Here is a 20430-nt window from a genome sequence, read left to right as displayed (position 1 = left end):
CGATGAAGAAAAAAGTAGTCGCACATTGTAACGACCCGTACGACGACAACATTGCTGCGAAGCGACATGAAACGCAGGCGGATCGCGCCTGCACGAACCGCATGCGACTCGCCTCGCCGTCGATTCGCAATGCGCACGATCCATTTCGACCACGAACAGCTTCGCCATCGGCGGATCGCACGCGCGACGCGAACCGGCCGCGCCGTGTCGGGACGCGATGCCATTCATGCCATCGTCGGGTTCGGCGGCGCCCGGATGCCGAAGCCCGTCGGCGGTTTCTCCGGGACGGCCGCCACGAAACCGGAAATCCCCCGCCTTGTCGGGGTGGTTATTTCTTGAACTGGACGGTATAGTCCACCGCCATGTACGCCGCCGCCCTCGCCCCCGCTGCCCAGCGTCGCTTGCGCGTGCGCCAGGCCGTTGTGCAACTGATGTCGGAACACGGTTTCCGTTTCAGCATGGATGCGGTGGCCGAACGCGTCGGCTGCTCCAAGCAGACCCTGTACTCCCAGTTCGGCAGCAAGCAGGCGCTGATGCGCAGCGCGATGCTGGAGGAACTGGCCCTGGCCACGGTGCGCCTGGACGTGGACGCCAACGACCTGCGCGCCGGCCTGCTCGGTTTCGCCACCGACCAGTTGGAACGCCTGTCCGACCCGACCCTGGTCGCAGCCTGTAAGCTGGTCAACGCCGAGGCCCACCTGTATCCGGAAGAAGCCCGCAGCCTGTTCACCGACGCCTGCGAAAAGCTGCTGGAACGGTTGGCGGCCTGGCTGCAGGCGGCGATGCGCCGCGGGCAGCTGCGCCATGACGATCCGCACATGGCGGCCGAGCTGTTGCTGAGCATGATCAGCGGGTTGGATTTCGAGCGGCAGCGCTTCAACCTGCCCTACCGCGACAGCGACGCGTCGCGGCGCCAATGGGCGGAATTCGTTGTCGATGCTTTCCTGCGCGCGTTCGCACCGGCTGCGACGCATGCGCGCGACGCTGTGCCGTCACACCGTTTTCGACAAGCTTGATCCGACAATCCCGAAAAACAACTAGATCCCGGAGCAGACCCCATGACCGCTTCCCTGCGTATCCCTGCGCTTCGCGGCGCCCCGTTGCTGGTGCTCGCGCTGGCGCTGGCCGCCTGCAAGGCGCCCCCGCAGCAACAGATGCCCCCGCCGGAAGTCGGCGTGGTCACCGTGCAGCCGCAATCGGTGCCGTTGCAGCGCGAGCTGGCCGGTCGGCTGGCGCCGTTCCGCAGCTCCGACGTGCGCGCCCGCGTGTCCGGCGTGTTGCAAAAGCGCGTCTACCAGGAAGGCAGCGACGTCAAGGAAGGCCAGTTGCTGTTCCAGATCGACCCGGCGCCGCTGCAGGCCGCATTGAGCTCCGCCCAGGCCAGCCTGGCCTCGGCCGAGGCCAGCTACGCCAATGCCCGCGTCTCCGCCAACCGCGCGCGCCAGCTGGCTCCGCAGAAGTTCGTGTCGAAGTCCGACCTGGACAACGCCGAAGCCGCCGAACGCAGCGCGGCCGCGGCCGTGCAGCAGGCCAAGGCCAACGTCACCGCGGCGCGCATCAACCTGGGCTACGCCAGCGTCACCGCGCCGATTTCCGGCCGCGCCGGCAAGCAGCAGGTCACCGAAGGCGCGCTGGTCGGCACCGGCGACGCGACCCTGCTGACCACGATCGACCAGATCGATCCGCTGTACGTCAACTTCTCCGTCGGCGCCAGCGAACTGGAACGCCTGCGCAACGCCAGCAACGTGTCGCTGGCCGGAAAGGGCCAGGCCACGGTCAGCGTGGTGCTGGGCGATGGCAGCGTCTATCCGCAGCCGGGCACGGTCGACTTCGCCGACACCGTGGTGGATCCGTCCACCGGCGCGGTGTCGTTGCGCGCGCGCGTGGCCAATCCGGAACACAAGCTGATGCCCGGCAGCTTCGTCACCCTGAAGGCGACCTTGGGCGAGCAGCAGGGCGCGTTCCTGGTGCCGCAGGCGGCGATCCAGCGCGACGCGGCGAGCGCCTACGCGATGGTGGTGGGCAAGGACGGCACGGTCGCGCGCAAGAACGTGACGATCAGCGAAGCCGGCAACGGCCAGTGGCTGGTTTCCTCCGGCCTGGCCGCCGGCGACCAGGTCGTCGTCACCGGTCTGCAGGCGATCGGCATGGCCCAGCAGATGTCGGGCGGCAAGCCGGTCAAGGCCAAGACCACGCCATGGAAGCCCGAGGCCGCGCCCGCCGGCGCACCCGCCGCCGCCGCGACCCAGCACTAAGGAGCCGTCATGTCACGTTACATGATCGACCACCCGATCTTCGCCTGGGTGGTGGCGATCCTGATCTCGCTGGGCGGGATCATCGCCATTTTCAACCTCGGCATCGAGTCGTATCCGAGCATCGCCCCGCCGCAGGTCACGGTCAACGCCAGCTATCCCGGCGCCAACGCCGAGGCGGTGGAAAAGGCCGTCACCCAGGTCATCGAGCAGCAACTCACCGGCATCGACAACCTGCTGTATTTCAGTTCGTCGTCCAGCGCCAGCGGCGGCGTCAGCATCACCCTGACCTTCCAGACCGGCACCGACCCCGACATCGCCCAGGTGCAGGTGCAGAACAAGGTCTCACTGGCCACGCCGCGCCTGCCCTCCGACGTGACCCAGCAGGGCATCGTCGTGGCCAAGGCCAGCTCCAGCTTCCTGATGGTGCCGGCATTGCGTTCCAGCAACCCGGCCATCGGCATGGACGCGCTGCAGGACCTGATCAGCTCGCGCGTGCTCGACCAGATCGCGCGCGTGCCGGGCGTCGGCAACACCCAGCAGTTCGGCAGCGAATACGCGATGAACATCTGGCTGAACCCCGACCAGTTGCAGGGTTACGGGCTGTCGGCGGCGCAGGTACTGAACGCGGTGCGCAGCCAGAACGTGCAGTTCACCGCCGGCGTGATCGGTTCGGAACCGGCCGCGCGCGGCCAGGGCTTCACCGCCTCGGTTTCGGCCGAAGGCAAGTTCACCAGCCCCGAGGAATTCGGCAACATCCTGCTGCGCGCCAATCCCGACGGTTCGGCGGTGCGGCTGAAGGACGTGGCCAAGATCGGCATCGGCGCCGGCGCCTACGGCTTCGAAACGCGCTGGAACGGCGATCCCGCAGCCGGCTTCGCGGTGATGTTGCTGCCCGGCGCCAACGCCCTGAACGTCGCGGAGGCGGTGCGCAGCAAGATGGGCGAGCTGTCCGCCAGCTTCCCGCCCGGCGTGACCTGGTTCGTGCCGTACGACACCACCGACTTCGTCAAGATCTCGATCGAGGAAGTGGTGAAGACCCTGTTCGAGGCGATCGTGCTGGTGTTCCTGGTGATGCTGGTGTTCCTGCAGAACTTCCGCGCCACCATCATCCCGACCCTGGTCATCCCGGTGGCGCTGCTCGGCACCTTCCTCGGCATGACCGTAGTCGGCTTCACCATCAACCAGCTGACCCTGTTCGGCATGGTGCTGGCCATCGGCATCGTGGTCGACGACGCGATCGTGGTGATCGAGAACGTCGAGCGCATCATGACCGAGGAAAACCTGTCGCCGCGCGACGCGACGATCAAGGCCATGCACCAGATCAGCGGCGCGGTCATCGCCATCACCCTGGTGCTGTCGGCGGTGTTCATCCCCAGCGCCCTGCAGGGCGGCAGCGCCGGCGAGATCTACAAGCAGTTCGCCCTGACCATCGCCATCGCGATGCTGTTCTCGGCGTTCCTCGCGCTGGGCTTCACCCCGGCGCTGTGCGCGACCATGCTGAAGCCGACCGGGCACCACGAGAGCCGCCATGCGGTGTTCCGCTGGTTCAACAAGTACTACGACAAGATCAGCCACACCTATGTGGGCCACATCGGTTCGGCGGTGAAGCACGCGCCGCGCTGGATGCTGGTGTTCGCCCTGCTGGCGGCGCTGTGCGGCTTCCTTTTCACCAACATGAAAGGCAGCTTCCTGCCCGAGGAAGACCAGGGCTACGCGCTGGCCATCGTGCAGCTGCCGCCGGGCGCGACCATGCAGCGCACGCAGAAGGTGTTCCACCAGGTACGCACCCAGCTGAGCAAGATGGAGGGCTTCGACGGCCTGTTCGAAGTCACCGGCTTCAGCTTCGTCGGTCAGGGCGAAAACGTCGGCATGGGCTTCATCAAGTTGAAGCCCTGGGACGAACGCAAGATCGACGCGACCAGTTTCATCCAGCAGGCCAATGGCGCGCTGTTCGGGATCAAGGAAGCGCAGATCTTCGTGGTCAACCTGCCCACCGTGAACGGCCTGGGCCAGTTCGGCGGCTTCGACATGTACCTGCAGGACCGCTCGGGCAAGGGCCGCGAGGCGCTGATGCAGGCGACCGGCCAACTGCTGGGCAAGGCCAACAACCCGCAGGCCAGCCCGGCGCTGACCGGCGTGCGGCCGAATGAGCTCGAACCTGCGCCGCAGCTCAAGCTGTCGGTGGATCGGGTGCAGGCACAGTCGATGGGCATCTCGGTCTCCGACGTGTTCAACACCATCCAGCTGATGCTGTCGCCGGTGTACGTCAACGACTTCTTCTACGACGGCCGCATCAAGCGGGTGACCATGCAGGCGGATTCTCCGTACCGCATGGGCGCGGATTCGCTGAGCCACTTCTACACGCCCAGCACGCTGGCCGCCGACGGTTCGATGATCCCGCTGAGCAACGTGGTCAAGCCGCAATGGATCACCGCCCCGCCGGCGCTGACCCGCTACAACGGCTACGCGGCGGTCAACATCGTCGGCTCGCAGGCGCCGGGACACAGCTCCGGCGAAGCGATGAAGGAGATGGAGGACATCGTCAACAAGGACCTGCCGCAGGGCTTCGGCTACGACTGGTCGGGCTTGTCGTACCAGGAAATCCTGTCCGGCAACACCGCCACCCTGCTGCTGGCGCTGTCGATCCTGGTGGTGTTCCTGTGCCTGTCGGCGCTGTACGAGAGCTGGTCGATCCCGGTCGCGGTGCTGTTGGTGGTGCCGCTGGGCGTGCTCGGCGCGATCGTGTTCTCGCTCGCGCGCGGACTGTCCAACGACATCTTCTTCAAGATCGGCCTGATCACCATCATCGGCCTGGCGGCGAAGAACGCGATCCTGATCGTCGAATTCGCCGTGGAGCAACGCCGCGAGGGCAAGACCCTGCGCGAGGCCACCATCGAGGCAGCGCGTCTGCGCTTCCGCCCGATCCTGATGACCTCGCTGGCCTTCATCCTCGGCGTGACCCCGCTGGCCCTGTCCACCGGCGCCGGCGCCAACGCCCGCCACGCGATCGGCACCGGCGTGATCGGCGGCATGATGTTCGCCACCTTCCTCGGCCTGCTGCTGATCCCGGTGTTCTTCATCGCCGTGCGCCGCGTGCTGGGCGACAAGCTGGACGAGCCCTCGAAGGAGTATCTGGCGCATCAGCACCAGGGCGATTGATCTGGCAGTGGCCTGAAACGGAAACCCCGGCGAAAGCCGGGGTTTTTCTTTATTGGCGGCACGGTACGATGAGCGGGCGATCCGCGCTCCCATTCCGTCCGCCGAAAAATCATCTCGCCTCCGCCATGCTTCTCACCCACCGACTCGCCCGCCACAGCGACCTCGATGCGCTGAAGGCCTTGATGGACGCCGCCATCTCCGAACTGCAGAAGGATTTCCTCGACGCCGGGCAGATCGCCTCGAGCCGTGCGATCATGGGGCTGGATACGCAGCTGATCGACGATGGCACCTATTTCATCGTGGAGACCGACGGCCAACTTGCCGGTTGCGGCGGCTGGAGTCGGCGCGCGACCCTGTACGGCGGCGACCACTCGCCCGGCCGCGATGCGGCGCTGCTCGATCCCGCAAGGGAGCCGGCGCGAATCCGCGCGATGTACACCCATCCCGGCCACGCGCGCAAAGGCGTCGGCCGGCTGATCCTGACCCTATGCGAGGAAGCTGCGCGGCATGAAGGCTTCCGCCGCGCCGAGATGATGGCGACGCTGGCCGGCGTACCGCTGTATCGCGCTTGCGGTTATTCGCCGATCGAGGATGTCGTCGATCGGCGCGGCGGCGCGCCGGTGCCGCTGGTGCGGATGGGCAAGGCGCTCGCATAGGCGCCGTTCCTCGATGCGTTGGTCCGGCGAGAAAAAAAGCCGGATCGACCGGGGCTTTTTACATGGCGGAAACCGCAACGCGCGGCGGCGGGATAGAATCGCCGCGAATGCGATCGCACGCCTTCCAACGTCGAATGGGCCTGATGGCGCTGCTCGCCCTGCTGCTGCTCGTGCTCATGCCGGTCGCGAGCCGGCTGCTCGCCGCGGGCGACGGTGCGGCCGGAAGCGTCTGGTCGCAGATGTGCACCACGGCCGGACTCAAGCTGGTCAAGCTGGACCTCGGCGATGCCGGGGCGAAGACCCCGCAACCCGCCGGCGACATGCCGATGGGCGACGACTGCCCCTATTGCCCCGTGCTCAACGCGATCGCTTCGCTGGCGCTGTGCATCGCTCTGGTGTTCCCGCGCATCGTCGGCGCGTTCCATCCGCGTCGCCTGCTGTCGCCGCCCGCGTTCCGCTGGCATCCCTGCGGCCTCGGCTCGCGAGGACCGCCGCTCGCTCTCTGAAGGACCACTAATCCGCGCAAGGCTTCCGCCCTGCGCGCCTTCGTGACTTTCGGAGTCTTCGATGTCGAACTACCGCTTCGCGATGCCGCGCGCATCGCTGTTGGCCGTGGCCGTTGCCATGGCCTTGCTTCCCGCCTTTCCCGCCCGCGCAGCCAACAGAGGCGCGGAGCCGCAATCCTCCGGCGAACCGCGATCCGGCGATGGCGAAACCACCACTTTCGGCACGATCCGGGTACGCGGCCCGCAACCCACCTCGCTGCCGGCGCGCATCCCCACCACGATGGAAGGCATCACCGGCGCGGAGATCCGCGACCGGATCAACGCCACCGACGCCGAGGACGCGCTGAAGTATTTCCCCAGCTTGCTGGTGCGCAAGCGCTACATCGGCGACTACGACCATGCCGTGCTGGCGACCCGCGCTTCCGGCACCGGCAACAGCGCGCGGTCGCTGGTCTACGCCGACGGCATCCTGCTGTCCAACCTGCTCGGCAACGGCGCATCGTTCACCCCACGCTGGGGTCTGGTCGCGCCGGAGGAAATCGAACGCGTCGACGTGTTGTACGGCCCGTTCTCCGCCGCCTATTCCGGCAACTCGGCCGGCGCCGTGGTCGATTACGTCACCCGCATGCCCGAACGCTTCGAGGCGCACCTCAAATACGGCCATTACCGCGAACGCTTCCGCCTGTACGGCACCGAGGCGGTCTATCCCGCCCGATCCACCTCGGCTTCGCTCGGCAACCGCTGGGGCGGGTTTTCGGCCTGGGTGTCGCTGAACCGCCTCGACAGCGATGCGCATCCGATCGCGTTCGCGACCTTGCCCGAAAGCGCGGGCACGACCGGGGGCGGCACCGCGGTGGACGGCGCCGTTGCCGGATCGAATCCACGCAACCAACCCTGGTGGCTGGTCGGCGCCAGCGGACAGACCCATACCGTGCAGGACCAGGCCAAGTTGAAGCTGGCCTACGACTTCACCCCGGAGCTGCGCCTGAGCTATGTGTTCGGGTTGTGGAAGAACGAGGTCCTGCGCGATTCGCAGGCCTATCTGCGCGACGCCGCCGGCAGGCCCGTGCATGCCGGCCACGTGCTGATCGACGGTCGCCGCTACACGCTGGCGCCGACGGCCATTTCCCTGCAGCGCGCCGGACAGGAACAACGGATGCACGGCCTGACGCTGAGGCGCAGTGGCGGCGGATGGGATTACCTGCTGGCGTGGAGCCGCTTCGACTATGCGAAAGACCTGTTGCGTTCGCCGCTGCTCGCCCGGCCCGCGGCGGACACCGGCGGCGCGGGCCGCATCGCCGATGGCCATGGCACCGGCTGGACCACGGCCAATGCGCGTGCGACATGGCAACCCGACCCGTCGCACACGCTCGAATTCGGCCTGCAGGACGATCGGTTCGAACTGCGCAGCACGGTCTTCGATACCAGCGACTGGATTCGCGGCATTCCGCGAACGCGATATTCCGCCTTCGCCGGCACCACCGGACTGCGCAGCGCCTTCGTGCAGGACACCTGGCGATGGTCTTCGCGCTGGACCGGCACGTTCGGCTTGCGTGCGGAGCATTGGACGGCGCGCGATGGCCGGATTGCCAACGCGGTATCGGAACTCGGCTTCCCGCGCCGACGGGAGAACGCGCTGTCGCCGAAGGCCGCGGTCGAGTTCGCGCCCTCGCCCGTCTGGTCGCTGAAGGCTTCGATCGGCCGCGCCGTGCGTTTTCCCACGGTCAGCGAGTTGTACCAGGGCAGCATCGCGACGAACGTCATCGTCAACAACGACCCGGACCTGGCACCGGAGCGTTCGGTCACTTCGGAACTTTCGTGGGTACGCCGCCTGGAACATGGGCGCTTCCGGGCGACGCTCTTCCACGAACGCACCCGCGATGCGCTGTACTCGCAGACCAACGTGACCGTGACGCCGAACGTCACCAGCATCCAGAACGTCGACGCGATACGCACCAGCGGCGCCGAGCTGGCGACGGAGCTGACCGGCATCGGCCTGGACGACCTCGACCTGGCCGCCAGCCTGACCTTCGCCGATTCGGTGATCCGCGAGAACCGCAACTTCCCGGCCAGCGAAGGCAAGTGGCAGCCGCGCGTGCCGCGCTGGCGCGCCAACCTGCTGGCGACGTGGCATCCGGGCGATCGCTGGAGTTTCACCGGCGGCCTGCGCTATAGCGGCCGGCAGTTCAACACGCAGGACAACGCGGACCTGCACGGCGACGCCTATACCGGCACCAGCCGGTTCCTGGTCGCCGACGCGCGCGTGCGCTACCGACACGACGCGCACTGGAGCGGTGCGCTGGGCGTGGACAACCTGGCCAACCGGACCTACTGGAACTTCCATCCCTACAACCAGCGCACCTGGTCGGCGGAACTCCGCTACGACTACTGAAAGAAAAGCCCCGGCCGTACCGGGGCTTTTCACATTGCGTAAACCGGAACACGCGTCGCCAGTGCGCGTCCAGCCACGTGCCGGATCGCACTTGTCCGCGACCGACGCCCTGCACTAGTCTCCACCGCGACCTGCCGGGAGAAGCGCGATGGCGATACGAAAGTCGGTGGTACTGGCGTCGTTGTTGGCCTGCGGCTCGGCCGTGCCGCAGGAATTCAGCATCGAGGGCATGGGCGTGGTGTCCACGCCGCAACGCGAGGTGCGCGCCAGCGTCAGCCCGGACGGGCGGCGCATCGTCTGGGGTACCGGCGAACGCGCCGGCAGCCCGGGCAGCTACGATCTGTGGCAGGCGACCAAACGCGACGGCCATTGGGCCGATCCGCGACCGCTTTCGATCGACACCCCGGCCAAGGAGTTCGACCCGTTCTTCAGCGCCGACGGCAAGTGGCTGTACTTCTTCTCCAATCGCGAAGGCGGTTTCGGCGGCGACGATCTGTATCGCGCCGCCGTGCTGGCCGACGGCGACTTCGGCACGCCGGAAAACCTCGGCCCCGGCGTCAACGGCAAGGGCGACGAATGGGCGCCGGCGACCACCCACGATGGCGAGCATCTGCTGTTCGCCAGCGACAGCTTCGGCGGCGCCGGCGGCCACGATCTGCTGATGGCGCATTGGGACGGCAAGGCCTTCACCGCTCCCCGGCCGGTGCCCGGCGTCAATACGCCCGGCGACGAATTCGACGCCGCCTGGATTGAGGACGGCAAGGCGATCGTGTACGCCTACGCCAGGGACATCGCCAAGGATCCGGTGCGCCTGCTGCTGGCGCAATGCGACGGCGAGCGCTATGTCGATCCGCAGCCGTGGGCGCTGGCGTTCAATGGTCCGCAGGACAATACCTACGGACCGTCGGTCGATCTTTCCAGGCCGGGCGAAATGCTGGTCAACGGCATCGCGAAAGCGCCGACTGCGGGCAAGCAGGACATCTATCGCGTGCGCACCCCGACGGTGACCGGCCAGAGCGGATGCGTCTAGCGGCGCATCCGCTCTGGCCTGAGCGGCCGGATCAGGCCTTCTTCGCCTTTTGCTTCGCGACCCACTGGTCGACGCGACGTTCGAGCAGGGTCAACGGCAACGCACCGCCGCCGAGCACGGCGTCGTGGAAGCCCCGGATGTCGAACTTGTCGCCCAGTTCGGTTTCGGCCTTCTTGCGCAGTTCCTGGATGCGGATCATGCCGACCTTGTAGGCGGTGGCCTGGCCCGGCATGATCAGGTAACGCCGCACTTCCGACTTGATCGCGGTCAGCGGCACCGCGCTGTTGGCGTGGAAGTATTCGACGGCCTGCTCCTCGGTCCAACCCTTGGCGTGCAAGCCGGTATCCACCACCAGGCGGATCGCGCGCCACATTTCCGAACTCAAGCGGCCGAATTCCGAATACGGATCCTGGTAGGTGCCCGGCATTTCCTTGGCCAGCCATTCCGCGTACAGCCCCCAGCCTTCGGCATAGGCGGTGAACCCCGCCTGGGTGCGGAATTTCGGCACGCCGGTCAGTTCCTGGGCGATCGAAATCTGCATGTGGTGGCCCGGAATGCCTTCGTGGTACGCGATCACTTCCAGCTCGGGCTTCGGCATCGCGTTCATGTCCGAAAGATGCGCGTAGTAAACGCCCGGGCGCGAACCGTCCGGCGTGCCGGGGTAATAGTGCTGCGCAGCGCCATCCTGTTCGCGGAACGGCTCCACCCGCTTGACCACGAGGTCGGCCTTCGGCAGCAGGCCGAAATACTTCGGCAGCACCTTCTTGATGTTGTCGATGTCGCGCGTAGCCTCATCGAGGTAGGCCTTGCGCCCCGCATCGGTGTTCGGGAACTTGAACTGCGGGTCGGTATCGATGAAGTGGAAGAAGGCCTGCAGGTCGCCCTTGAAGCCCACCTTGTCCTTCAACGCGGTCATCTCGCCCTTGATCCGTGCCACTTCCTTCAGGCCCAGCTCGTGGATCTGTTCGGCCGTCATGTCGGTGGTGGTCATCTGGCGCAGCTGGTACTCGTAATACGCCTTGCCGTTCGGATGGGTGACGCCCACGCCGGTGGCGTTGACCGCGGCCTTCGGCAGCTCTTCCTCGCTCCACGCGATGACACGCTCGTAGGCCGGCTTGAACTGCTCCAGCAGCGCCTTGCGCGCGTCTTCCTTCAGCGCGGCGGCGCGCGCCGCGTCGATCTTGCCCGCCTTCACCAGCTCGTCCGCCTTGGCCTGGGCGTCGGCCCAGATCGCCGAGTCCTTGCCCGCGGCGAAAGGCGCGCCGGCGATGACCTTCTTCGACTGCTCGATCACGCCTTCATAGGCGAACTTGGGCGGGCGGATGCCTTGCTTGGCGGAAGCGCGCGCGCGTTCCAGCAACTGGTCGAAGGCACGCCCGGTGGCCGCGATCCGCGACACGTAGGCCTTGTAGTCCGCCTCGTCTTCGACCTTGTGGAAGCTGATCAGGAAGGTCGGCAGGAAGTTCTGCGCGCCGTTCATCTGGTCGAAGGCGTAACCGTCGACGAGGAACGGCAAGCCGTCGCGCGCGTTCTCGTACTGCAGCTTCCACAAGTCGTAGGAAAGCTTGGCCTCGTCGTCGAGCTTGGCGTAGTCGAAGGACTTCTCCATCTCCTCCACGCTCGCCTTCTGCCAGGCCACCTGGTCGCGCTGGGCCTTTTCGGACATGTCGTCCAACTGGTCATACAGGTCCTTGCGGCCCTGGAAGGTCAGCTGGATCGGGCTGAAGTGCAGTTGTTCCTCGTACTTCTTCTCGAACCACTGGTTCAACCGCGCGGTTTCCGCGGTGATGTCGGCGGCGGAAGCGGTCGTGGCGGCGGCCGGACGACCGGCTTCAGGCGTGGCGGTACGGTCGCAGGCGGCCAGGGCCAGGGCAATGGCACAGACGATCAGGGTCTTGCGCATCGGTTTCTCCGGGAATTCGGGCAGAGGGGTGGCCGCACTCTAGCCCACGGCCCCTTCGCCGTCCCATGACGAAAGCTTGGCCGGCCAGGAAACTGGGCGTGGGAGCGACGTAAGTCGCGAATATCGAAGCCGCAGGCTGCCCAACGCCTGTGAGTTCCAGGATGGGAGTGGGGGCGAGATCAAGCGGCCCCGATTTTGATGGCGAGTGGAAGCCAGTCGCTTCGATATTCGCGACTTATGTCGCTCCCACTGGGAAGCCATTGGACGACCCGTCACCTGGGCCATTGAAAAGCGACCCTGCTTGACCAGCCATTCGGCTGTTGAAAGACGCGGGATCGTGAGCAAAGACGGCTCAGCGCAACCCGGTCTCGTTCCGCGCAATGACCAGGCGCTGGATTTCCGACGTACCCTCGTAGATCTCGGTGATCTTGGCATCGCGGAAATAGCGCTCCAGCGGCATTTCCTTCGAATAGCCCATGCCGCCGTGGATCTGCACCGCCTGGTGGGTGATCCACATCGCCGCTTCCGAAGCGGTCAGCTTGGCGATGGCCGCCTCGTTGCTGAAACGCCCGCCCTGCGCCTTCACCCACGCCGCGCGCAGGGTCAGCAGCAGGGCCGCATCCAGCTTGCACTTCATGTCGGCGATCTTGGCCTGGGTCATCTGGAAGGTGCCGATCGGTGCGCCGAAGGCCTTGCGCTCCTTCACGTACTCGATGGTCTTCTCGTAGGCGGCGCGGGCGATGCCGATGGCCTGCGAGGCGATGCCGATGCGGCCGGCGTCGAGCACGCCCATCGCGATCTTGAAGCCCTCGCCCTCCATGCCCAGCACGTCTTCCGGCTGGACGACGTAGTCGGTGAATTCGATCTCGCAGGTCGCCGACGCGCGGATGCCGAGCTTCGGCTCGGTCTTGCCACGGTGGAAGCCGGGCTTGTCGCCATCGATCAGGAACGCGGTGATGCCGCGCGCGCCCTTTTCGGGTTCACTGATCGCGAACAGGACGAAATACTTCGCGACCGGGCCGGAGGTGATCCAGCTCTTCTTGCCGTTGATCACGAAGCTGCCATCGGCCTGCTTCACCGCGCGGCAACGCATCGCGGTGGCGTCGGAACCGGACTGCGGCTCGGTCAGGGCGAAGGCACCGATCTCGCGGCCTTCGGCGATGGCGCGCACGTACTTCTGCTTCTGCTCCTCGGTGCCGAACTTGAGGATGCCGTTGCAGAACAGCGAGTTGTTCACCGACACGATGGTGCTGTGCGCCGCATCGCCGGCGGCGATCTCGACCATCGCCAGTACGTAGGCGACCGGATCCATGCCCGCGCCACCGTATTCCTCCGGCACTTCGATGCCCATCAGGCCGTTTTCGCCGAGCAGGCGGATGTTGTCGAGCGGGAATTCGCCGGTGCGGTCGTGGTGCTCGGCGCTGGGCGCGATCTTCTCCTGGGCGATGCGCCGGGCCACGTCCTGGATCATCAACTGCTCTTCGGTATAGCCGAAATCCACGTCCCCACTCCGTTCCAAGTCCAAGGCAATGGGTGCAATTGTAACCATTCGCCCCTTGCGGCTTGACCCCGGCCGGGTCGGGGAACAGAATATCTTTATATCGCGATAGGAAGATATTTATGGATCTGGAAGCCTGGTCGACCCGGCTGAAGGTCTTCGCCGACGCCACCCGCGTCCGCCTGCTGGCCCTGCTGGCCGGGGAAGAGCTGACCGTGGCCGAGCTGTCCTCGATCACCCAGCTGGCCCAACCGCGGGTCTCCACCCATCTGGCCAAGCTGAAGGAAGCCGGGCTGGTCCGCGACCGGCGCGCCGGCGTCTCGGCCTACTACCGCTTCGACGAGGACAAGCTCGACCCGGCCCAGCGGGAGCTTTGGCGCAGCCTGCGCGAAGGCAGCGACGACCCGCTGCTGCGCCAGGATGCCGAGCGGGTGCCGGCCGTGCTGGCCAGCCGCGCCGCCGAACAGAACTGGGCCGACAGCGTCGCCGGCGACATGGAGCGCCACTATTCGCCCGGGCGCACCTGGGAAGCACTGGCCCGCACCGTGCTGCCGCTGTTCGAAGTCGGCGACGTGCTCGACATCGCTTCCGGCGACGGCGTGCTGGCCGAACTGTTGTCGCCGCACGCCAAGCGCTATGTCTGCATCGACACCAGCGCGCGCGTGGTCGCCGCCGCCGGCGAGCGCCTGCGCCGCTTCCCCAACGTCGAGGTGCGCGAAGGCGACATGCACGCGCTGCCCTGCAAGGACAACAGCTTCGACCTGGTCGTGCTGATGCACGCGCTGACCTATTCGGCCCAGCCCGCGCAGGCGGTGGCCGAGGCCGCGCGCGTGCTGCGTCGGGGCGGCCGCGTGCTGCTCAGCAGCCTGGCCAAGCACGAACACCGTGCCGTGGTCGAAGCCTATGGCCACGTCAACCTCGGCTTTACGGCCAAGGAACTGCGCAAGTTCGCCGAGAAGGCCGGGCTGGAAATCGCCAGCTCCGAAACCGTGACCCGCGAGCGGCGCCCTCCGCATTTCGAAGTGATTTCGCTGATCGGCATCAAGAAATGAAAACTCTCCCTTGGCTGCATCCCGACCGCGTCGCCAAGCTGCAACAGGCGCTGGCACAACGCATTCTGATCATCGACGGCGCGATGGGCACGATGATCCAGCGCCACAGGCTGGAAGAAGCCGACTACCGCGGCGAACGCTTCGTCCACGGCTACGACGTTGCGCACGCCGAGAACGGCCATGTGCACGGGCCCGGTTGCGACCATGCCGGCCACGACCTCAAGGGCAACAACGACCTGCTGCTGCTGAGCAAGCCGGAAGTCATCGCCGGCGTACACGAAGCCTACCTGGAGGCCGGTGCCGACCTGCTCGAGACCAATACCTTCAACGCGACCACGATCAGTCAGGCCGACTACCACCTCGAACACCTGGTCTACGAACTGAACAAGGCAGGCGCCGCCCTGGCCCGCGCCTGCTGCGACAAGTTCGAGGCACAGACCCCGGACAAGCCGCGCTTCGTCATCGGCGTGCTCGGCCCGACCAGCCGCACCGCGTCGATCAGCCCCGACGTCAACGACCCGGGCTTCCGCAACGTCAGCTTCGACGAGTTGCGCATCGCCTACCGCGAAGCCGCCGACGGGCTGATCGATGGCGGCGCCGACACCCTGATGGTCGAAACGATCTTCGACACGCTCAACGCCAAGGCCGCGCTGTACGCCATCGAGGAAGCCTTCGACGCGCGCGGCGCGCGCCTGCCGGTGATGATCTCCGGCACCATCACCGACGCGTCCGGACGCACGCTGTCGGGGCAGACCGCCGAAGCTTTCTACACGTCGCTGGCGCACAGCCGGCCGCTGTCGATCGGCCTGAACTGTGCGCTGGGCGCGAAGGATCTGCGACCGCACGTCGAAACCTTGGCGACCGTCGCCGACAGCTTCGTCAGCGCGCATCCCAACGCCGGCCTGCCCAATGCCTTCGGCGAATACGACGAAACGCCGGAGGAAATGGCCGCCACGCTGAAGGAATTCGCTCAGAGCGGCCTGCTGAACCTGGTCGGCGGCTGCTGCGGCACCACGCCGGCGCACATCAAGGCCATCGCCGACGCGGTCGCCGGCATCGCCCCGCGCAAGCTGCCGCAGGCATTGGACCGGGCCGCATGAGCGCCACTGCCCGCCCCACCCGCCTGTCGGGCCTCGAGCCGCTGGTCATTACCCCGGAACTGCTGTTCGTCAACGTCGGCGAACGCACCAACGTCACCGGCAGCGCGCAGTTCCGCAAGCTGGTCAAGGAAGACCGCTACGAGGAAGCGGTCGAAGTCGCCCGCCAGCAGGTCGCCAACGGCGCGCAGATCCTCGACGTCAACATGGACGAGGGCCTGATCGATTCCGAGAAGGCGATGGTGCGCTTCCTCAGCCTGATCGCTTCCGAGCCGGACATCGCCCGCATCCCGGTGATGGTCGACTCGTCGAAATGGAGCGTGATCGAGGCCGGCCTGCAATGCCTGCAGGGCAAGAGCGTGGTCAATTCGATCTCGCTGAAGGAAGGCGAGGAAGCCTTCGTCGAACATGCGCGCAAGGTGCTGCGCTACGGCGCGGCCGCGGTGGTGATGGCCTTCGACGAACAGGGCCAGGCCGACACCTGCGCGCGCAAGGTCGAGATCTGCACGCGCGCCTACAGGATCCTGACCGAGGAAGTCGGCTTCCCGCCCGAAGACATCATCTTCGATCCGAACATCTTCGCCATCGCCACCGGCATCGAGGAACACGACAACTACGCGGTCGACTTCATCGAGGCCACGCGCCTGATCAAGGCGACCCTGCCGCATTGCCACGTATCCGGCGGCGTGTCCAACGTGTCGTTCTCGTTCCGCGGCAACGAACCGGTGCGCCAGGCGATCCACTCGGTGTTCCTGTACCACGCGATCCAGGCCGGCATGGACATGGGCATCGTCAACGCCGGCGCCATGCCGATCTACGACGACCTCGAACCCGAGTTGCGCGAACGCGTCGAGGACGTGGTGCTGAACCGGCGCAAGGACGCAACCGAACGCCTGCTGGAAATCGCGGAGAAGTACAAAGGCAAGAAGGGCGAAGCCAAGGCCGAGGACCTGGCCTGGCGGGAGAAACCGGTGCGCGAGCGCCTGGCCCATGCGCTGGTGCACGGCATCGACGCCTTCGTCGATGCCGACACCGAGGAAGCCCGCCAGCAGGCCGCGCGCCCGCTCGACGTGATCGAAGGTCCGCTGATGGACGGCATGAACATCGTCGGCGACCTGTTCGGCGCCGGCAAGATGTTCCTGCCGCAGGTGGTGAAGTCGGCGCGGGTGATGAAGAAGGCGGTGGCCTACCTGCTGCCTTACATCGAAGCCGAGAAGCAGAAGACCGGCGACGCCGGCAAGTCGAACGGCAAGATCGTCATGGCCACGGTCAAGGGCGACGTGCACGACATCGGCAAGAACATCGTCGGCGTGGTCCTGGCCTGCAACAACTTCGAGGTCGTCGACCTCGGCGTGATGGTGCCGGCGCAGAAGATCCTCGACACCGCCCGCGCCGAGAACGCGGACATCATCGGCCTGTCCGGGCTGATCACGCCGTCGCTGGAGGAAATGAGCCATGTCGCCCGCGAGATGCAGCGGCAGGGCTTCGAAATGCCGCTGCTGATCGGCGGCGCGACCACTTCGCGTGCGCACACCGCGTTGAAGATCGACCCGCACTACAAGGCGCCGACGGTGTGGGTGAAGGATGCCTCGCGCGCGGTCGGCGTGGCCCAGTCGCTGATCTCGCGCGACCTGCGCGCGGCCTTCGTCGCCGCCAACGACGCCGACTACGCCGAAATCCGCGAACGCCACCGCAACCGCGGCGACGCCAAGCGGCTGGTTTCCCTGGAGCAGGCGCGTTCGCAGAAATTCGACGGCGGCTGGGACGCCTACACCCCGCCAGCGCCCAAGCAACCGGGTCTGCACGTTTTCGACGACTATCCGCTCGCCGAGCTGGTCGAATGCATCGACTGGACGCCGTTCTTCAGCGCCTGGGAACTGGCCGGCAAATTCCCGGCGATCCTCGACGATGCCGTGGTCGGCAAGCAGGCGACCGAGCTGTACCGCGATGCGCGGGCGATGCTGGAGCAGATCGTCGCGGAGAAATGGCTGACCGCCAAGGCCGTGTTCGGCCTGTGGCCGGCGAATTCGGTCGGCGACGACGTCGTGCTGCGTACCGACGCCGGCGACGAAACCCTGCACTTCCTCCGCCAGCAGGTCGACAAGCCGGTCGAGCGCCCGGATTTCTGCCTGGCCGACTTCATCGCGCCGCAGGCTTCCGGCAAGCAGGACTGGATCGGCATGTTCGCGGTTACCGCCGGCATCGGCATCGACCAACACGTCGCCCGCTTCGAGGCCGACCACGACGATTACAACGCGATCCTGCTGAAGGCGCTGGCCGACCGCCTCGCCGAGGCGCTGGCCGAACGCCTGCACCAGCGCGTGCGCATCGAGTTCTGGGGCTATGACGCCCAGGAGACGCTCGACAACGAAGCGCTGATCGCCGAAAAATACCGCGGCATCCGCCCGGCGCCGGGTTATCCGGCCTGCCCCGAGCATAGCGAGAAGGCGACGCTGTTCCGCCTGCTCGACGCCGGCGGCAACGCCGGCATATCGCTGACCGAAAGCTTCGCGATGCTGCCGACCGCCGCGGTGTCCGGCTACTATTTCAGCCATCCGCAGAGCCAGTACTTCGTCGTCGGCCGAGTGTCCAAGCAACAGGCCGAGGACTACGCGCGGCGCAAGGGGGTGTCGTTGGCGCAGGTAGAGCGCTGGCTGGCCTCGAACCTGGATTACGATCCCGAATAACCCAACGAGGAAGCTCGCTCCTGCTCGTCATTCCCGCGAAGGCGGGAATCGCTCTTGCTTTTCGCGGGAGCGGGCCGTGCTCGCGATGCCTTGGTAAGAACGTGCGGAGAGCGATTCCCCCTTCGCGGGAATGACGAGCAAAGGCCGCCGCGCATCGTTTAGCATCCGTCTTCCCTACCCGCCTCCGCCCGCATGGATGCCGTCACCGACACACGCAACGCCGACTTCCTCCGCCAGCATGCCGCGCCGGGCCGCATCGGCCTGTGCGGCACCTCGGACTGGATCGGCAAGGCCATCCGCAAGGCGCAGGCGCCGCTGACCAACGACGGCCATCGCAGCCTGTGGTCGCACGCCTTCCTGTTCTGCGAACGGCGCATCGACGGCCACTGGTGGGTGCTGGAATCCGACCTGGACCTGCGCTACCGGCAGATCCGCCTGGGCGTACAGGAAAACCGCGCCGACCGTTATTTCGATGCGGAGGCTTTTCCCAACCTGGCCATCCTCGACTTCGGCCTCGATGAGGCGCAGGTCCGCAAAGTGCAAATCGCGGCGCTGGACCTGCTGGCCGGCCTGTCCAGCTATTCATTGAGCGAACTGGTCGGCACCCTGTTCGCCATGCACAGTACGCGCCTGCGCCGGCGCGGCAACCTGCTGGCCAAGGAAGGCGCGCTGTACTGCTCGGCGATGGTGCAACACTGCTATGCCGCGGCGGGCATCGAATTCATTCCCGGCGTGCACGGCAAGAACATCGCGCCGCAGGACATCTACGATTCGGAGCTGCCGCACCGGACCCATTCGCTGATCCGCGACCTGGGCATCTCGCGGCTGCGCCGCCTCGCCCACGAAACGGAAGAACTGTTGAATACCCCGGTCGAGGACCTGTTCTGAGCCGATGACGCGCAACCACGCCCCGCACCCGGTGCCGATGCTGCGCCTGGCGAGCTTCTACTTCGCCTACTACGCCGCGTTGGGCGCGTTCACGCCGTACTGGAGCCTGTACCTGCAATCGCAGGGCATGGGCGTGGCCGCGATCAGCGTGCTGATGAGCCTGTGGTACGCGACCCGGGTGCTGGCGCCGAGCGCATGGACCACGCTGGCGGCGCGTTCGTCACGGCCGATCCGCTGGCTGCACCTGGGTTGCGCGCTGACCGTGGCCAGCTTCGCCGGCTTCCTGGTGCCTTGGAAGTTCGCCGGCCTGTTCGCGGTGATGTGCGCATTCTGCTTCTTCTACAACGCGGTGATGCCGCAGTTCGAATCGATCACCCAGTCGCACCTGCACGGGCGCAGCGACCGCTATGGCCTGATCCGGGTCTGGGGCTCGATCGGCTTCATCATCGTGGTCGCGCTGTACGGCGTGCTGATCGACGAGCTGGGCGCGGCGAAGCTGCCGTGGCTGATGCTGCCGCTCTTCGCCGGCTTGCTGGTTTCGGCGTCCTGCAACCACTACGCGCAACCTCCCGCCATCGCCGCGCACGGCGCGGAAGCGGGCTTCCGCGAACGCCTGCGCCGGCCGGAGGTGCTGGCCTTCTTCGTCGCCGCGTTCCTGGTGCAGGTGTCGTTCGGGCCGTACTACACGTTCTTCTCGATCTACCTGGGCGAACACGGCTACTCGCCTTCGACCCAGGGCGTGCTGTGGAGCATCGGCGTGCTGGTCGAGATCGGCCTGCTGTTCCTGTCGCGGCGCATCTTCCGCCGCTGGGGCGCGCGGCGCCTGCTGGTGTTCTCGCTGGGCATCACCGCGGTGCGCTGGTGGGTGACGGCGACGTGGCCCGATTCGCTGGCGCTGATGATCGTCGCGCAGACCAGCCATGCCTTCAGTTTCGCCGCGTTCTTCGCCGCGGCGATGCTGCTGCTGGCCGAATACTTCCCCGGCAAGCTCAACGGCCATGGCCAGGGCGTGTTCTACGGACTGTCGTCGGGCATCGGCGGCGTGGCCGGCGCGCTGCTCGCCGGCCAGCTATGGCGCTTCAGCGGGCAGACCGCCTTCGCCGTGTCGGGTTTCGTCGCGCTGGCGGCGTTCGCCACCGCATGGCACTGGCTGTTGCGGCGACCTCGGTCGATTGCGAAAGCAATGCGGGAAACTGCTTTGTAGAGCCGAGCAAGCTCGGCTGTTTTTGCCGTTGCGGCTGTAGAAGCCGGGCTTGTCCCGGCTTGCTTTTCGTGCATCGCCGCAAAGATCAAAAGCGTGCCGGGAC

At 66.5% G+C, this 20430-nt stretch carries 15 protein-coding genes; 13 read left to right on the top strand and 2 right to left on the bottom strand.

Annotation, left to right across the window (positions count from 1 at the left end):
* The first annotated feature begins 129 nt into the window (after nt 1-129).
* The 8 genes from J5837_RS12460 (at nt 130) to J5837_RS12425 (ending at nt 9998) form a co-directional block, all read left to right on the top strand.
* A complete protein-coding gene (locus J5837_RS12460) occupies nt 130-339 on the top strand; it encodes a hypothetical protein (RefSeq protein WP_210537101.1) in 210 nt (69 codons plus the stop codon).
* Between the two features lie 23 nt (nt 340-362).
* Nucleotides 363-1016: a TetR/AcrR family transcriptional regulator gene (locus tag J5837_RS12455; protein WP_210537100.1), complete on the top strand. Its 654-nt coding sequence runs from the start codon at nt 363-365 to the stop codon at nt 1014-1016.
* A 42-nt stretch (nt 1017-1058) separates the two neighbouring features.
* Entirely contained in the window at nt 1059-2255 is a 1197-nt protein-coding gene (locus tag J5837_RS12450) for an efflux RND transporter periplasmic adaptor subunit (protein WP_210537099.1), read from the top strand.
* A 9-nt stretch (nt 2256-2264) separates the two neighbouring features.
* Entirely contained in the window at nt 2265-5414 is a 3150-nt protein-coding gene (locus tag J5837_RS12445; protein WP_210537098.1) for a multidrug efflux RND transporter permease subunit, read from the top strand.
* A gap of 125 nt (nt 5415-5539) precedes the next feature.
* A complete protein-coding gene (locus J5837_RS12440; RefSeq protein WP_210537097.1) occupies nt 5540-6070 on the top strand; it encodes a GNAT family N-acetyltransferase in 531 nt (176 codons plus the stop codon).
* A gap of 143 nt (nt 6071-6213) precedes the next feature.
* Nucleotides 6214-6576, top strand: coding sequence for a DUF2946 family protein (locus tag J5837_RS12435; RefSeq protein ID WP_210537096.1), 363 nt, complete (start codon nt 6214-6216; stop codon nt 6574-6576).
* A gap of 61 nt (nt 6577-6637) precedes the next feature.
* Nucleotides 6638-8968 carry a TonB-dependent receptor gene (locus J5837_RS12430; RefSeq protein WP_210537095.1) on the top strand — a complete coding sequence of 777 codons (2331 nt, stop codon included), beginning with the start codon at nt 6638-6640 and terminating at the stop codon, nt 8966-8968.
* A 148-nt stretch (nt 8969-9116) separates the two neighbouring features.
* Complete coding sequence (locus J5837_RS12425) at nt 9117-9998, top strand: TolB family protein (protein WP_210537094.1); 882 nt, start codon at nt 9117-9119, stop codon at nt 9996-9998.
* Between the two features lie 31 nt (nt 9999-10029).
* On the opposite strand, the gene J5837_RS12420 is transcribed toward J5837_RS12425, so the two are convergent.
* Together J5837_RS12420 and J5837_RS12415 are read right to left on the bottom strand one after the other, a co-directional pair.
* The gene (locus J5837_RS12420; protein ID WP_210537093.1) at nt 10030-11901 is read right to left on the bottom strand and encodes a DUF885 domain-containing protein; all 1872 of its coding nucleotides are present in this window, start codon (nt 11899-11901) and stop codon (nt 10030-10032) included.
* Between the two features lie 352 nt (nt 11902-12253).
* Nucleotides 12254-13450 carry an acyl-CoA dehydrogenase family protein gene (locus J5837_RS12415; protein WP_244755942.1) on the bottom strand — a complete coding sequence of 399 codons (1197 nt, stop codon included), beginning with the start codon at nt 13448-13450 and terminating at the stop codon, nt 12254-12256.
* 71 nt (nt 13451-13521) lie between these two features.
* Between J5837_RS12415 and J5837_RS12410 the strand changes: the two genes are divergently transcribed.
* The 5 genes from J5837_RS12410 (at nt 13522) to J5837_RS12390 (ending at nt 20327) form a co-directional block, all read left to right on the top strand.
* A complete protein-coding gene (locus J5837_RS12410) occupies nt 13522-14451 on the top strand; it encodes an ArsR/SmtB family transcription factor (RefSeq protein WP_210537091.1) in 930 nt (309 codons plus the stop codon).
* Nucleotides 14448-15551 carry a homocysteine S-methyltransferase family protein gene (locus J5837_RS12405; RefSeq protein WP_210537090.1) on the top strand — a complete coding sequence of 368 codons (1104 nt, stop codon included), beginning with the start codon at nt 14448-14450 and terminating at the stop codon, nt 15549-15551. Before J5837_RS12410 ends, J5837_RS12405 begins: the two co-directional genes overlap by 4 nt.
* Entirely contained in the window at nt 15548-18235 is a 2688-nt protein-coding gene (gene metH, locus J5837_RS12400; RefSeq protein WP_210537089.1) for a methionine synthase, read from the top strand. The genes J5837_RS12405 and metH overlap by 4 nt, the downstream gene beginning before the upstream one ends.
* A 192-nt stretch (nt 18236-18427) precedes the next feature.
* Nucleotides 18428-19123: a hypothetical protein gene (locus J5837_RS12395; protein WP_210537088.1), complete on the top strand. Its 696-nt coding sequence runs from the start codon at nt 18428-18430 to the stop codon at nt 19121-19123.
* Nucleotides 19124-19127: 4 nt separating this feature from the next.
* A complete protein-coding gene (locus J5837_RS12390; protein WP_210537087.1) occupies nt 19128-20327 on the top strand; it encodes an MFS transporter in 1200 nt (399 codons plus the stop codon).
* Nucleotides 20328-20430: the final 103 nt, after the last annotated feature.

It is taken from the genome of Pseudoxanthomonas helianthi (assembly GCF_017939625.1).
Classification (GTDB): domain Bacteria; phylum Pseudomonadota; class Gammaproteobacteria; order Xanthomonadales; family Xanthomonadaceae; genus Pseudoxanthomonas_A; species Pseudoxanthomonas_A helianthi.
Note: the sequence above shows the minus strand (reverse complement) of the source record. Positions and strands in the feature narration are given on the sequence as shown.

Excerpts from the sequence above, each read along its gene's own strand:
- J5837_RS12460 (WP_210537101.1), top strand. The coding sequence starts at position 130 with ATGCGCACGATCCATTTCGACCACGAACAGCTTCGCCATCGGCGGATC.
- J5837_RS12455 (WP_210537100.1), top strand. The coding sequence starts at position 363 with ATGTACGCCGCCGCCCTCGCCCCCGCTGCCCAGCGTCGCTTGCGCGTG.
- J5837_RS12450 (WP_210537099.1), top strand. The coding sequence starts at position 1,059 with ATGACCGCTTCCCTGCGTATCCCTGCGCTTCGCGGCGCCCCGTTGCTG.
- J5837_RS12445 (WP_210537098.1), top strand. The coding sequence starts at position 2,265 with ATGTCACGTTACATGATCGACCACCCGATCTTCGCCTGGGTGGTGGCG.
- J5837_RS12440 (WP_210537097.1), top strand. The coding sequence starts at position 5,540 with ATGCTTCTCACCCACCGACTCGCCCGCCACAGCGACCTCGATGCGCTG.
- J5837_RS12435 (WP_210537096.1), top strand. The coding sequence starts at position 6,214 with ATGGCGCTGCTCGCCCTGCTGCTGCTCGTGCTCATGCCGGTCGCGAGC.
- J5837_RS12430 (WP_210537095.1), top strand. The coding sequence starts at position 6,638 with ATGTCGAACTACCGCTTCGCGATGCCGCGCGCATCGCTGTTGGCCGTG.
- J5837_RS12425 (WP_210537094.1), top strand. The coding sequence starts at position 9,117 with ATGGCGATACGAAAGTCGGTGGTACTGGCGTCGTTGTTGGCCTGCGGC.
- J5837_RS12420 (WP_210537093.1), bottom strand. The coding sequence starts at position 11,901 with ATGCGCAAGACCCTGATCGTCTGTGCCATTGCCCTGGCCCTGGCCGCC.
- J5837_RS12415 (WP_244755942.1), bottom strand. The coding sequence starts at position 13,450 with ATGGTTACAATTGCACCCATTGCCTTGGACTTGGAACGGAGTGGGGAC.
- J5837_RS12410 (WP_210537091.1), top strand. The coding sequence starts at position 13,522 with ATGGATCTGGAAGCCTGGTCGACCCGGCTGAAGGTCTTCGCCGACGCC.
- J5837_RS12405 (WP_210537090.1), top strand. The coding sequence starts at position 14,448 with ATGAAAACTCTCCCTTGGCTGCATCCCGACCGCGTCGCCAAGCTGCAA.
- metH (WP_210537089.1), top strand. The coding sequence starts at position 15,548 with ATGAGCGCCACTGCCCGCCCCACCCGCCTGTCGGGCCTCGAGCCGCTG.
- J5837_RS12395 (WP_210537088.1), top strand. The coding sequence starts at position 18,428 with ATGGATGCCGTCACCGACACACGCAACGCCGACTTCCTCCGCCAGCAT.
- J5837_RS12390 (WP_210537087.1), top strand. The coding sequence starts at position 19,128 with ATGACGCGCAACCACGCCCCGCACCCGGTGCCGATGCTGCGCCTGGCG.